The organism is Nonomuraea fuscirosea, assembly GCF_003001935.1.
GTDB lineage: Bacteria > Actinomycetota > Actinomycetes > Streptosporangiales > Streptosporangiaceae > Nonomuraea > Nonomuraea fuscirosea.
Map to the genome: position 1 here is coordinate 95,923 of NZ_PVNG01000015.1, position 11,938 is coordinate 107,860.

14 protein-coding genes are annotated in these 11,938 nt (G+C 71.9%); 7 read left to right on the plus strand and 7 right to left on the minus strand.

The features are described from left to right. Nucleotides 1-24: 24 nt before the first annotated feature. Nucleotides 25-492, plus strand: a complete 468-nt coding sequence (locus B0I32_RS31785; protein ID WP_245956152.1) for a SixA phosphatase family protein — start codon at nucleotides 25-27, stop codon at nucleotides 490-492. A 72-nt stretch (nucleotides 493-564) separates the two neighbouring features. Here B0I32_RS31785 and serB read toward each other — a convergent pair whose 3' ends face one another. From serB to B0I32_RS31805, 4 genes are all read right to left on the minus strand, one after another. Continuing rightward, the gene (serB, locus tag B0I32_RS31790; protein ID WP_181307985.1) at nucleotides 565-1,785 is read right to left on the minus strand and encodes a phosphoserine phosphatase SerB; all 1,221 of its coding nucleotides are present in this window, start codon (nucleotides 1,783-1,785) and stop codon (nucleotides 565-567) included. Nucleotides 1,786-1,863: 78 nt separating this feature from the next. Beyond that, nucleotides 1,864-2,430, minus strand: coding sequence for a DUF11 domain-containing protein (locus tag B0I32_RS31795; protein ID WP_106246066.1), 567 nt, complete (start codon nucleotides 2,428-2,430; stop codon nucleotides 1,864-1,866). 100 nt (nucleotides 2,431-2,530) lie between these two features. Beyond that, on the minus strand, nucleotides 2,531-3,538 hold the full coding sequence (locus tag B0I32_RS31800; protein WP_106246068.1) for an S-adenosylmethionine:tRNA ribosyltransferase-isomerase: 1,008 nt from the start codon (nucleotides 3,536-3,538) through the stop codon (nucleotides 2,531-2,533). Beyond that, on the minus strand, nucleotides 3,535-4,200 hold the full coding sequence (locus B0I32_RS31805; RefSeq protein WP_106246070.1) for an SDR family oxidoreductase: 666 nt from the start codon (nucleotides 4,198-4,200) through the stop codon (nucleotides 3,535-3,537). The genes B0I32_RS31800 and B0I32_RS31805 overlap by 4 nt, the downstream gene beginning before the upstream one ends. Before the next feature lie 123 nt (nucleotides 4,201-4,323). Between B0I32_RS31805 and B0I32_RS31810 the strand changes: the two genes are divergently transcribed. Beyond that, on the plus strand, nucleotides 4,324-5,439 hold the full coding sequence (locus B0I32_RS31810) for a GAF domain-containing sensor histidine kinase (protein ID WP_106246071.1): 1,116 nt from the start codon (nucleotides 4,324-4,326) through the stop codon (nucleotides 5,437-5,439). A 91-nt stretch (nucleotides 5,440-5,530) separates the two neighbouring features. Then, nucleotides 5,531-6,151: a response regulator gene (locus tag B0I32_RS31815; protein ID WP_106246073.1), complete on the plus strand. Its 621-nt coding sequence runs from the start codon at nucleotides 5,531-5,533 to the stop codon at nucleotides 6,149-6,151. Nucleotides 6,152-6,341: 190 nt separating this feature from the next. Here the strand turns inward: B0I32_RS31815 and B0I32_RS31820 are convergent, their stop codons facing one another. Next, nucleotides 6,342-7,058 (minus strand): hypothetical protein, encoded by a 717-nt coding sequence (locus B0I32_RS31820; RefSeq protein ID WP_181307986.1) that lies wholly within the window; start codon nucleotides 7,056-7,058, stop codon nucleotides 6,342-6,344. Nucleotides 7,059-7,126: 68 nt separating this feature from the next. On the opposite strand from B0I32_RS31820, the gene B0I32_RS31825 reads away from it, so the two are divergent. From B0I32_RS31825 to B0I32_RS31840, 4 genes are all read left to right on the plus strand, one after another. After that, on the plus strand, nucleotides 7,127-7,915 hold the full coding sequence (locus tag B0I32_RS31825) for an ABC transporter ATP-binding protein (protein ID WP_106246074.1): 789 nt from the start codon (nucleotides 7,127-7,129) through the stop codon (nucleotides 7,913-7,915). A gap of 86 nt (nucleotides 7,916-8,001) precedes the next feature. Next, a complete protein-coding gene (locus tag B0I32_RS31830) occupies nucleotides 8,002-8,925 on the plus strand; it encodes an SPFH domain-containing protein (protein ID WP_106246076.1) in 924 nt (307 codons plus the stop codon). A gap of 77 nt (nucleotides 8,926-9,002) precedes the next feature. Beyond that, entirely contained in the window at nucleotides 9,003-9,758 is a 756-nt protein-coding gene (locus B0I32_RS31835; protein WP_106246078.1) for a sulfite exporter TauE/SafE family protein, read from the plus strand. A 23-nt stretch (nucleotides 9,759-9,781) separates the two neighbouring features. After that, entirely contained in the window at nucleotides 9,782-10,015 is a 234-nt protein-coding gene (locus B0I32_RS31840) for a hypothetical protein (RefSeq protein ID WP_106246079.1), read from the plus strand. Between the two features lie 154 nt (nucleotides 10,016-10,169). On the opposite strand, the gene B0I32_RS31845 is transcribed toward B0I32_RS31840, so the two are convergent. Then, nucleotides 10,170-10,994 carry an NAD(P)H-binding protein gene (locus B0I32_RS31845; RefSeq protein WP_106246081.1) on the minus strand — a complete coding sequence of 275 codons (825 nt, stop codon included), beginning with the start codon at nucleotides 10,992-10,994 and terminating at the stop codon, nucleotides 10,170-10,172. 29 nt (nucleotides 10,995-11,023) lie between these two features. After that, a complete protein-coding gene (locus B0I32_RS31850; RefSeq protein ID WP_245956153.1) occupies nucleotides 11,024-11,935 on the minus strand; it encodes a Rieske (2Fe-2S) protein in 912 nt (303 codons plus the stop codon). Between the last annotated feature and the right edge of the window lie 3 nt (nucleotides 11,936-11,938).

Genomic DNA, 11,938 nt, shown 5'->3' on the forward strand with positions numbered 1-11,938 from the left:
GGGCCTCGAGGACGGGATGACCTCGTGCGTACTCTGATCGTGCTGCGTCACGCCAAGGCCGCCCAGGTGCCCGGCCTGGCCGACCGCGAACGCCCGCTGACCGACCGCGGCGAGCGGGACGCCAGGCGGGTGGGCGACGAGCTCAGGGCGGCCGGCCTCGACCCCGACGTGGTGCTCTGCTCGCCGGCGCTGAGGACCAGGCGCACCGCCGAGCTGGCCTTCCCCGGCGCGGAGATCAGCTACGAGCGCGACATCTACGAGGCGTACCCGGAGGAGCTGCTGGAGCTGGTCCGCCGCGCCGATCCCGGCCTGGGCACGGTGGTGCTGTGCGGGCACAACCCGGGCGTGCACGAGCTGGCCCTGGCGCTGGCGGCGGGCGACTACGCGTTCCGGCCGGGGGCGTACGCGGTGATCGGGGTGGAGTCGCCGTGGGAGGAGCTGCACCCGGGCGAGGGCCGCCTGATCTCCCACTGGGACCCCAAGGAGCACTGACCTCAAGGACCACTGAGACCTCAAGGACCACTGACCTGAGGACCCCGAGGAGCGCTGAGACGCCGAGGAGCGCTAGGAGCCGGTCAGCGCGCCGTCCTCGGCGTCGGCCGCCTCGACCTCGTCCCGTGAGATGCCCAGCAGGTAGAGGATCGAGTCGAGGTAGGGCGTGTTGACGGCGGTGTCGGCCGCCTGACGGACGACGGGCTTGGCGTTGAACGCGATGCCCAGCCCGGCCCGCGCGATCATGTCCAGGTCGTTGGCGCCGTCGCCGATGGCCACCGTCTGCGAGATCGGCAGCCGCGCCTCGCGCGCGAACCGCTCCAGCGCCCGCGCCTTGCCCGGCCGGTCCACGATCTCGCCGACGACGCGCCCGGTCAGCCGGCCGTCGACGACCTCCAGCACGTTCGCCGCCGAGTAGTCGATGCCGAGCTCGTCGACCAGCCCGTCGGTGATCTGGGTGAAGCCGCCGCTGACGATGGCGAAGCGGTAGTCGAGCCGCTTGAGCGTGCGGACGAGCGTACGCGCGCCGGGGGTGAGCACGACCTCCTTGCGCACGTGCTCGAACACCTCGGCCGGCAGCCCTTCGAGCAACGCCACCCGGCGGCGCAGGGACTCGGCGAAGTCGAGCTCGCCGCGCATGGCCTCCTCGGTGACCCGGGCGACCTCCTCCAGGCAGCCGGCGTGCGCCGCGAGCAGCTCGATGACCTCGCCCTGGATGAGGGTCGAGTCGACGTCCATGACGATGAGGCGCTTGGCCCGGCGGGACAGGCCGGTGCGCTGCACGGCGACGTCGACCTCCTGCGCGGCGGCCTCGGCGGCCAGCTCCACGCGCAGCGCGTCGGGGTCGGCGCCGGAGACGGACAGCTCGATGCAGGTGACGGGCCACTGGGCGAGGCGCTCGATGCGGTCGATGTTGGCGCCGGCGGCGGCGATGCGGCCGGCGATGCCCGCGATGGCGGCCGGCTGGAGGGTGGCGCCGAGCACGCTGACCGACAGCCGGCCGCGGCGGCGCGCCTCCTTGGCCGTCGATCCGGTGGAGAGCTCCACCTCCATGCCGAGGTCTTCCGCCACCCGCTCGACGGCGGTCCACATCGCGCCGAGGGTGGTGCCGGTTCCGGTCGAGGGGCCGCCCGTGTACGCCACGAGCACGCCCAACGTGAGTCTGCCTCGGATGACGACCTGCTCGATGTCCGCCACGGCCACCGGAAATCTCGACAGAACCGAGAAAAGCCGCGAAGTGACGCCCGGGCGGTCAGGGCCGGTCAGTGTGATCAGGAGGGTGCGCTGGTCCACATCCAGCCACGGTACTGCGCCCGGTCCGATGCTCGTGAAGCAGGTTGGGCATTCGGGCGCGGGCGCAGGGTGCGGGAACTAGCGGACGATCTTGGTCTTGACCGTCTTCAGGTAGCCGTGAGCCGGGATGCCGAGGCGATCCAGCTCTTCCTTGCTCAGGTTCTCCATGCCGGTCTGGACGTCATAGGAGATGACGCCGAGCGCCGCGGTCTGGGTGCCCTTCGCCTTCTTCGTGAGCTTCGTGTAGAAGGAGAACGAGACGGACTCGCCCTTCTTCAGCGCCTTCGGCGCGAAACACAGGAACGCCCGGCCCTCGGAGAAGCACTGGGTCTTCTTGACACTGCTGCGGTAGGTGACCCGCTTCAGATCGACGCCCTTGGGGAACTGACCGCCGAGGAACCAGGCGTCCGCGATGTACGGCCCCGTGTTGAGCGCCTTGACCTGATACGTGACTTTACCCCCGGCCTTCGCCTTCTTCGGTGCCTTGACCGACACCTTGAAGACGTTGAACGGATCGTCCAGGACGGACGCCGAGACCGCGGCGGTGCCGGCCGCGGTCGTGTTCGCGGCGGCCGGAACCGCCGGGAGGAGCAGGACGCCCGCAAGTAAACCGAGCGAGGCGACCTTGGTTACCGAGTTACGCATTCAACGTCTCCGTTGTGAGAGGAATGCGGGGACGCGACAGACTAAGCCCCCGTGAATGTCGGCTTTTCCTATCACGAATGCAAAATCTATGTAAAGCCAGTTACTTCAGTATCAGGTGTGTGTCGCCGAACTCGTGCCACAGATATCCCTCACGCAACGCCGCCTCGTACGCGCGGGCCAGCGCCGGCCGCCCCGCGATGGCGGTCAGCATGAGCAGATGACTGGAGCGCGGCTCGTGCAACCCCGTGATCAACCCCGTGACAGCCCGTACACCGCCTTCCGGCGTCACCACGTGCCTGGTCCAGCCCGCGGCGGCCGAGACCAGGCCGTCGGCCCCCGCGGCCGTCTCCAGCGCCCGCACGACGGTCGTCCCCGCCGCCACCACTCGCCCGCCGTTCGCCCTGGTCAGGTTGACCAGCCGGGCGGTGGACGCGGGCACCTCGTACCGCTCCGCGTAGGGCGGCTCGTCCTTCTCCGGCGAGGCCACCCCGGTGTGCAGTGTGATCGGCGCGATGCCGACCCCGCGCGCCACCAGCGCCGTCACCAGCTCGGCGGTGAACGGCCTGGCCGCGCTCGGCATCTCCGCGCTCCCCGGCACGGTAGCGAACACGGTCTGGTACGCCTCGATCGGCCAGTCCCGCTCCACGTACGAGTAGCGGATCGGCGTGCCGTGCACCCGCAGGTACGCCTGCACGTCCCGGTCGAGCTCCGCCCGCCACAGCCGCGGCGTCTCCCGCTCGATCAGCCGCAGCGTGGCCCGCCCCGGCAGCGGCAGCCACTCGCCCGGCTCGCCCCCCGCGTACGGCTCCGACGCCTTCGAGGTACGCCGGCGCAGCTCCACCAGCCACGTCCCGTCGTTCCTCGCGGTGGAGAAGTGCACGGCCAGGCGGTCCAGCCGGACGGCCGCGGGCAGGGTCGCCGAGTTGTTCACCACGATCAGGTCGCCCGGCTCCAGCAGCCGCGGCAGGTCGCTGAAGTGGTGGTGGCCCGGCTCGGCGTCGCCGCGCGAGACCATCAGCCGCACCGCGTCCCTGGCCATGCCCCTGGCCTCGGGCGGTTCGGTGGCCGACAGGCCGGGCGGCAGCAGGAAGTCCAGCGAGGCGGTCATTGCAGGCTCACCCTGCCGCTCGTCGGGCGGGAGCCCACCAGGCCGGACAGCGCGGCGGCCACCTTGGCCGGGTCGGCCGCGCCGGCCGCCTCCTCCCGGCCCACGGCGTCGGCCAGCATGCGGGTGTTCATCTCGCCCGGGTCGACCCACCAGACGCGCACGTCAGGCTCCTCGGCCGCCAGCACGTTGGACAGCTGCTCCAGCGCGGCCTTGGTGGCGCCGTAGCCGCCCCAGCCCTCGTAGGCGCCCGTGGCGGCGTCCGAGGTGACGTTCACGATCGAGCCGCCGGCCGCGCGGAGCGCGGGCAGCGTGGCCTGGATGAGGGCGAGCGGCGCGGTGACGTTCGTCTCCAGCAGCACCCTGAACGCCTCCAGCGGATATCCGGCGAGCGGCGGCAGCGGCGTCACGCCCAGGTCGCTGGCGTTGTTGACCAGCAGGTTCAGCTCGGGCGCCGCCCTGGCCAGCCGCCGCACGTGCTCCGGGTCGGTGACGTCTCCGGGCAGCGCGGTGGCGCCCAGTTCGGCGGCGACCCGCTCCAGCTCGGCGGCTCCGCGGGCGGTGAGGACGAGGTTCCAGCCCGCGGCCGCCAGGGACCGCGCCAGCGCGAGGCCGAGCCCGCGGGAGGCTCCGGTGATGAGTGCGGTGTTCGTCGTGTTCGGCATGGAACCGACGGTAGGAACGCGAGGAACGCGGCACATCGGGCTGTGGGCCCGCGACGTCCTCGGCACATCGTCCTAGGTCCAGGGACCCGTGGTCCTGTCGGTGCCGGACCATAGAGTGGGGCCGTGACCTCAGACCGGGACGAGATCCTTCAGGCGGTGAGCTCCGCGGTGCTCGCGGTCACCCGTCACCTGTCGGTCCGCGAGGTGCTGCAGGTCATCGTCCGCTCGGCGCAGCGCCTGCTCGACGCCCGCTACGCCGCGCTCGGCGTGCCCGACGACGACGGGTCGTTCGCCGAGTTCGTCGCCGAGGGCCTGACCGACAAGCAGTGGGAGGCGATCGGCCCGCTGCCCAGGCAGCACGGCATGCTCGGCGCGATGCTCCGCGAGGGCGCGCCCGTGAGGCTGCCCGACCTGCGCAGCGATCCGAGGTTCGAGTGGTGGCCGAAGGCTCATCCGGTGATGCGCGACTTCCTCGGCATGCCGATCCGTGACCGCGATCGGGTGCTCGGCATCATCTTCCTGGCCAACAAGCGCTCGGGCGGCGGGTTCACGCAGGCCGACGAGGAGCTGCTCACGCTGTTCGCCGCGCACGCCTCGATCGCGCTGATCAACGCCACGCTCTACGAGCGCGGGCGCGAGCTGGCCATGATGGAGGAGCGCAACAGGGTCGCCAGAGAGCTGCACGACGCGGTCACCCAGAAGCTGTTCTCGCTCCGGCTCTCCGCGCAGGCCGCCGGTGACCTGATCGGCAAGGCGCCCGACAAGGCCGCCGCCGAGCTCGACCGCGTCCAGCGGCTGGCCGGCGAGGCGCTGTCGGAGCTGCGGGCGGTGATCGTCGAGTTGCGCCCGGCCGAGCTCGACCGGCACGGGCTGCCTGAGACGCTGCGCAAGCACGTGCGCATGCTCGACCGGCTCCATCCGGCCGTGGTCACGTTCGAGTGCGCCGAGCTGCCGCCGCTCGACCCCGAGGTGGAGGTGGCGGTGCTGCGGGTGGCCCAGGAGGCGCTGCACAACGCGCTGCGCCACTCCGGCGCCGAGCGGGTCTCCGTCGGCCTGTCCTACGCGGACGGCAGGCTGACGCTGGTCGTGTGCGACGACGGCAAGGGGTTCGAGCAGGGGGAGTCGCGCGGGCTCGGGCTCGCGTCGATGCGCGACAGGGCGGAGTCCATGGGGGGCGTCATGACGGTCGAGTCGGCCCCGGGCACGGGCACCACCGTCCGGGTGGAGGTGGGCGGATGATCTGGGATCCGGCCGCCGAGGACCGTCCCGGTGGAGGTGGACGGATGATTCGGGTGCTGATCGCCGAGGATCGTCCGGTGGGGGTGAGCGGATGATCCGGGTGCTGATCGCCGACGACCATCCGGTGGTGCGGCAGGGGCTGCGGACGTTCCTCGATCTCCAGGACGACATCACCGTGGTCGGCGAGGCCGGCGACGGGGCCCAGGCCGTCGAGCTGGTGGCGGAGCTGGCGCCCGACGTGCTGCTGCTCGACCTGAGGATGCCGGTGCTCGACGGGCTCGGCGCGCTGGAGCGGCTGAGCGGCGCCACGACCAGGATCGTGGTGCTGACCTCGGTGAGCGACCCGTCCGACGTGGGGCCGGCGATGCGCGCCGGGGCGGCCGGGTTCCTCTACAAGGACGTCGACCCGCCCGCGCTCGTCCAGGCCGTGCGGGCCGTGCACGGCGGGCAGGTGCTGCTCGCCCCCGAGGCGGCCGAGGCGATGTTGTCGTCCAGAGGCGGCGGCGCGGCCCCCGCGCCGGTGCCGCTGACCGAGCGCGAGCGCGAGGTGCTGGCGCTCATCGCGGCCGGGCGGTCCAACAGGGAGATCGCGCGCAGCCTGGCCGTGGCGGAGAAGACGGTCAAGACTCACGTCTCCAACGTGCTGATGAAGCTGGGCGTCCAGGACCGCACCCAGGCCGCCCTCTACGCCGTCCGCCACGGCCTCGCCTGAGCGAGCGACCGGGGATGACGACGCGGCGATCGACATCCTCGCCGCCGGACGGGCGGAGAGGCTGACGCCTGCGGAGGGACCGTGAGACCCGCCGCCTGGCGGAGGGCAGGACCCAGGGAAACAGGAAGCTGTCAGAAGTGCCGCACGCGCGGCACAGGCGCAACCCCCGGCCTTCAGGCTGGGGAGCGCGTCAATGGTTTCTGACCGGTTCGAAGATCGCGTGGTGGGCCGCCACCAGCGCGCGGCGTACCGCCCGGTCGAGCTCGCGCAGCGCGGTCGCCCGCGCGGCGACCTGTCCCGAGGTGAGGCCGCGCTCGTCGGCCAGGCGCAGCACGGCGGCCAGCCGGGTGGCCAGGGCGGAGACCCGGTGAGCCCGGCCGGGATAGCCGGGCGCGAGCTCACCGCCGCGCGGCGCCCGTTCAGGCCGGTCCTGGGCGGGCCCGTCGACCGAGGTCAGGGCCTCGGTGGCGGCCCGGATCGCGTCGGACAGCTCCCGCTCGGCCTCCGACAGCGTGGGCAGGTCATGGCGTACGGGCCCGGCGTCGTGGATCTCCAGGCGCACGCCGACGTACGACGACCCGCGCAGGTCGGGCACCGGCACGAGCCCGAGGTTGCGGTCGCCGAGCACGGCGATGGCGGCCTGGCCGGCGTCGACGGCGGCGGAGTTGAACGCCGCCGGTCCCGACAACCCGAGCGGGTCACCGGGAGCGGGCAGGGCCAGCCGCACCTCGCGCAGGCCGCCGCCGCGCAGGTTTGCGAGGTATTTACGCAAGGGGACGTCGCCGGCGACGACGGGTCCGCCGGCGGCTTCTACGTGGTCAGCCGCCTCGTCGAGGCCGACGTGACCGGACAACCACGCGTTGCCCCAGGCGACCAGGGATGGGCAGACAGTCGATTCAGGGCGCACCGATCCACGATAAGCGCTCGCCCTGCAATAGGTTTGTCCCGAGGGTGACTCCTAAGGAGGTATCGGGGATGGGTGGTCAGGTGCTGCGGCTCCAGGACGTCGCCGTCAGGCGCGACGGAGCGGCCCTGCTGCGCGGCATCGACTGGACGGTCAACGCGGACGAGCGCTGGGTCGTCATCGGTCCCAACGGTGCGGGCAAGACCACGTTGCTGCAGGTCGCGGCCACGTTGCTCTATCCGAGTGAGGGCGTGGTCGAGGTGCTGGGCGAGCGGCTGGGGCAGGCTGACGTGTTCGACCTGCGGCCCAGGATCGGGCTGGCGAGCGCCGCGCTGGCCGAGCGCATCCCGCCGGAGGAGAAGGTCATCGACCTCGTGCTGACGGCCTCGTACGGGATCATGGGCCGCTGGACCGAGGAATACGACTCCAACGACGTCACCAGGGCCGTCGAGCTGATCGACATGCTGGGCGCGGCCCATCTGATCAGGCGGCGCTTCGGCACCCTGTCCGAGGGTGAGCGCAAGCGGGTGCAGATCGCGCGGGCGCTCATGCCCGACCCCGAGATGCTCCTGCTCGACGAGCCGGCCGCCGGGCTCGACCTGGGCGGCAGGGAAGACCTGGTGCGCCGCCTGTCGGTGCTGGCCGGCGACTACCGCTCGCCGACGCTGGTGCTGGTGACGCATCACGTGGAGGAGGTGCCGGCCGGGTTCACCCACGGTCTGCTGCTGCGGCACGGCTCGGTGGTGGCCCAGGGGCCGCTCGACACCGTCATGACCTCTGACACGCTCTCCGAGACGTTCGGGGTGCCGCTCTCGCTGGAGCGCAGCGCCGAGGGCCGCTGGTACGCGCGAGCTCACTAGATCACCATTTATGACGATAAAAGACGCCCAAACCTGAAACGCCATAGGATCTACGGAGTCTGTTTTCTCGGCTCCGGAGCGTCGCCATGTCCGTCGAACAGCTCGTCGTCGCCATCGTCGTGGTCGCGGCGGTGGGCTTCGGAGTGGCCCGCACGATTCGCATCATCCCGCAGGCCACGGCCGCCATCATCGAGCGTCTCGGGCGTTATCACCGCACGCTGACCCCGGGGCTCAACCTGGTGGTGCCGTTCATCGACCGGATCAAGGACCTGATCGACCTCAGGGAACAGGTGGTGTCGTTCCCGCCGCAGCCGGTGATCACCTCCGACAACCTGGTGGTGTCCATCGACACCGTCATCTACTTCCAGGTCACCAATCCGAAGGCGGCCACGTACGAGATCGCGAACTTCCTGACCGGCGTCGAGCAGCTCACGGTCACCACGCTGCGCAACGTGGTCGGCGGCATGGACCTGGAGCGCACGCTGACCTCCAGGGAGGACATCAACACGGCTCTGCGCGGCGTGCTGGACGAGGCGACCGGCAAGTGGGGCATCCGGGTCAACCGGGTTGAGCTCAAGGCCATCGACCCGCCCGCCTCCATCCAGGACTCGATGGAGAAGCAGATGCGCGCCGACCGCGACAAGCGCGCCGCCGTGCTGACCGCCGAGGGACAGCGCCAGGCGGCGATCCTGGCGGCCGAGGGCGAGAAGCAGGCGTCGGTGCTGCGGGCGCGCGGCGAGGCGGAGGCGGCCGTGCTGCGCGCGCAGGCGGAGGCGGAGGCCCAGGCGATGCGGGCCAAGGGTCAGGCGGACGCGATCGGCATGGTCTTCAAGGCCATTCACGAGGGCAATCCGGACCAGCATCTGCTGGCCTACCAGTATCTGCAGACCCTGCCGGAGATCGCCAAGGGCGACGCCAATAAAATCTGGATCGTCCCATCCGAGATGGGCAAGGTCCTGGAGAACCTTGGCGGCCTCTTCACTCCCCCGAAAGACCAGGACACCCGGTGAGAACCCTGCCGAACGGACTGCCGCCGCGGCCTTGACCGGGCCTTTCGACGCGGCTGCGGTCCGAGCGGGGGTTGTGCGTGACTGGGTGGGAACTGGCCGCGATCTGCGCCGCCGGTCTGGTGGCCGGCGCCATCAACGCGGTGGTGGGGTCGGGCTCGCTGATCACGTTCCCGACGCTGGTGGCGCTCGGCGTCGATCCGGTCACCGCCAACGTCTCCAACACGATCGGCCTGGTCCCCGGCTCCTACACCGCCGCGTACGGCTACCGCGCCGAGCTCAGCGGCCAGCGTGACCGCCTCCTGCGCCTGGGCGCTGCCTCCGCGCTCGGGGCGCTGATCGGCGGGATCCTGCTGCTGTTCCTCGATCCCGACGTGTTCGAGTTCGTGGTGGTGGTGCTGATCGCGGTGGCCTGCGTGCTCGTCATGACGCAGCCCAGGCTGAACGCGTGGGTGGCCGCGCGGCGCGAGGAGCCCCGCGCGCACGGCGGTGCGGCGCTGTGGGTGGGCGTGCTGGCCTCGGGGATCTACGGCGGCTACTTCGGGGCCGCGCAGGGCGTGCTGCTGATCGGGCTGCTCGGCATCTTCCTCGACGACGGCCTGCAGCGGGTGAACGCGGCCAAGAACGTGCTGGCGCTGATCGTCAACGGGGTGGCCGCGCTGCTGTTCGTGGTGGTGGCGGAGGTGGACTGGGCGGCCGTGGCCGGGGTGGCGCTGGGCGCGATCGCCGGCGGGTTCCTGGGGGCGAGGGTGGGGCGGCGGATCCCGGCGCGGGTGCTGCGGGCGATCATCGTTTTCGTGGGACTTATGGCGATTATCGTACTGGTGTACGGATAAGTCGGGATGGGTATAACTTGGTCATGAAAGGTGACCGGGTGGAGATCGTCATCGACGCGGGAGGCTCGTCACCCCGCACGTACGAGATCACGGCCACCCGCGCCGGGCGGCGGGTCGAGGTGGCCAACCGGCGGGGGCTCGTGGAGGTGAGCGAGGTGACCCGCACCGGCACACCGGTGCGTACGGCCCGGTTCATGTCCAGCCGCATCCTTGCCCTCGTCGAACACCCCGCCGACTCCTCGGACGCGGGCGACTGAAGCGGGCCGGCGAGGAAGCCGCAGGCCAGTCGCCGGTCGGACGCCGACAGGTCCAGTGGGGGCGCCGGCCGGACGCCGACAGGTCCGGCGGGGGCGCCGGCCGGACGCCGACAGGTCCGGCGGGGGCGCAGGCCGGCCGCGACGAGGTCCCGGGTCAGGCGAAGTCGGCCGCGTGGTCCTCCGCCCACCGGCGGAAGGTGAGCGCGGGCCGGCCGAGCAGCCGCCGCACCGTGTCCGTGGCCCGCTCCGGCCGCGTCACGAAGCTCTCCCAGGTCGTCAGCGCGCTCTCCACGAACGCCGGCTCCCCCCACGCCGCCATGAGCCGCTCGCGCGCCTCCTCGACCGGCTGCTCCTCCCAGCGCACCTCGCGCCCGGTCACCTCGCCGATCACCCGCGCCTGCTCGGCCTGGGTCAGCTCCTCCGGGCCGGTGAGCGCGTACGCGGCCCCGTTGTGCCCGGCCGAGGTGAGCACGTGCACGGCCACGGACGCGATGTCCCGCTCGTGGATCAGCGCCCTGGACGCCTCCCCGTACGGCCAGCGCACCACGCCCTGCCTGATCTGCCCGGCCCAGCCCAGCGTGTTGGCCGCGAACCCGCCCGGCCGCAGGAACGTCCACCCGAGGCCGGAGCGCCGGATCAGCTCCTCGATCTCCGCGTAGTGCGACGGGGCCTCGCCTCCGTCGCCCGCCTGCGCGGACAGGTAAACGACCCGGCGCGCGTGCCGGGCCACGGCCGCGACCACCTCGGCGGCGTTACCGGTGGTGAAGCCGGGCCAGAGCAGGAACACGCTCTCCACGTCCTTCAGCGCCGGCTCCAGCGTCGCGGGGTCGTACAGGTCGCCCTGGACGACCTCCACGGCCGCCCGCACCCGCTCTGGGTGCCTGGCGAACGCCCGCACCTCCAGTCCAGCCCCGGCGAGCTGGGACACCACATGACTGCCGACATTGCCGGTCGCGCCGGTCACCAGAATCTTGCTCATGACAGCGACCGTAGGACCTCAACCAAACTTCAGGTCAACCCCGGCCGCACCTGGATGGTGCCGTCCCTCCTGATCCGCGTCTCGAACACCGGCGCCGGCGCGGTCGCGGGCCCGTGCCTGACCGAGCCGTCGGACAGCCGGAACGTGCTGCTGTGCCACGGGCAGACCACGCACGCCTCGCCGTCCTCCATCACGAGCCTGCCCTGGTGCAGCGGGCCCGCCAGATGCGGGCAGCGATCGGCCAGCACGGTCACGCCCTCGCCCTGGCGCAGCACGAAGAGCTGGATGTAGCCGAGCCGCCTGGCCACGGGCCGCCCGTCGGGCAGGTCCTTGAGCGGGCACAGGTCGTGCCAGCCCAGCGGCACCAGGTGCGTCACCTGCGGCGCGTGGTTGGCGCCGGCCGCCTGGCGATGGGCCAGGTGCCCGCCGAGGTAGGCGCCGAGCCCGCCGACGGCCAGGCCCGCGTACGACATCATCCGGCCCGGCCGCTCGTGCCCGCGCAGGCGCGCCAGCAGGGACGCGGAGAACAGGCCGAGCGCGGCCGCGTTCGCCAGCATGTGGACGAAACCCACCCGCTGCTGCTCGCGATGGAGTGAGGACCAGTCCGTGAGCCCCGCCGCCGCCGTAGGCAGCGCGTTGATCAGGCCGGTGGCCAGCAGCAGGCGGGAGGCGCGCGGATCGGCGTCGGCCAGGTCCAGCACGGCCGTGGAGAGCCAGCAGCCCAGGGAGACCGTCGCCAGCGGCGGATGCACGGGCTCCCCGAGGGGCACGCCGTGCAGCACGTCACGCAGGCGGCCCTGACGCAGCCGCCGGCGCACGGCCTTGGCGAGTCCTCTGATCGGCGAGTCCATGGCCTTCGACTTCTCGAGCCGATCGGCGATGGCGACCGGCCCGGCGAAACCCCGCAACTGCCGACGTCTCGCTCGTACTGTCTCTTTCACGAC

Coding starts and splice junctions, on each gene's coding strand:
- B0I32_RS31805 (WP_106246070.1), bottom strand. CDS start 4,200: ATGCCGAACACGACGAACACCGCACTCATCACCGGAGCCTCCCGCGGG.
- B0I32_RS31825 (WP_106246074.1), top strand. CDS start 7,127: ATGGGTGGTCAGGTGCTGCGGCTCCAGGACGTCGCCGTCAGGCGCGAC.
- B0I32_RS31815 (WP_106246073.1), top strand. CDS start 5,531: ATGATCCGGGTGCTGATCGCCGACGACCATCCGGTGGTGCGGCAGGGG.
- B0I32_RS31840 (WP_106246079.1), top strand. CDS start 9,782: ATGAAAGGTGACCGGGTGGAGATCGTCATCGACGCGGGAGGCTCGTCA.
- B0I32_RS31830 (WP_106246076.1), top strand. CDS start 8,002: ATGTCCGTCGAACAGCTCGTCGTCGCCATCGTCGTGGTCGCGGCGGTG.
- B0I32_RS31795 (WP_106246066.1), bottom strand. CDS start 2,430: ATGCGTAACTCGGTAACCAAGGTCGCCTCGCTCGGTTTACTTGCGGGC.
- B0I32_RS31845 (WP_106246081.1), bottom strand. CDS start 10,994: ATGAGCAAGATTCTGGTGACCGGCGCGACCGGCAATGTCGGCAGTCAT.
- B0I32_RS31800 (WP_106246068.1), bottom strand. CDS start 3,538: ATGACCGCCTCGCTGGACTTCCTGCTGCCGCCCGGCCTGTCGGCCACC.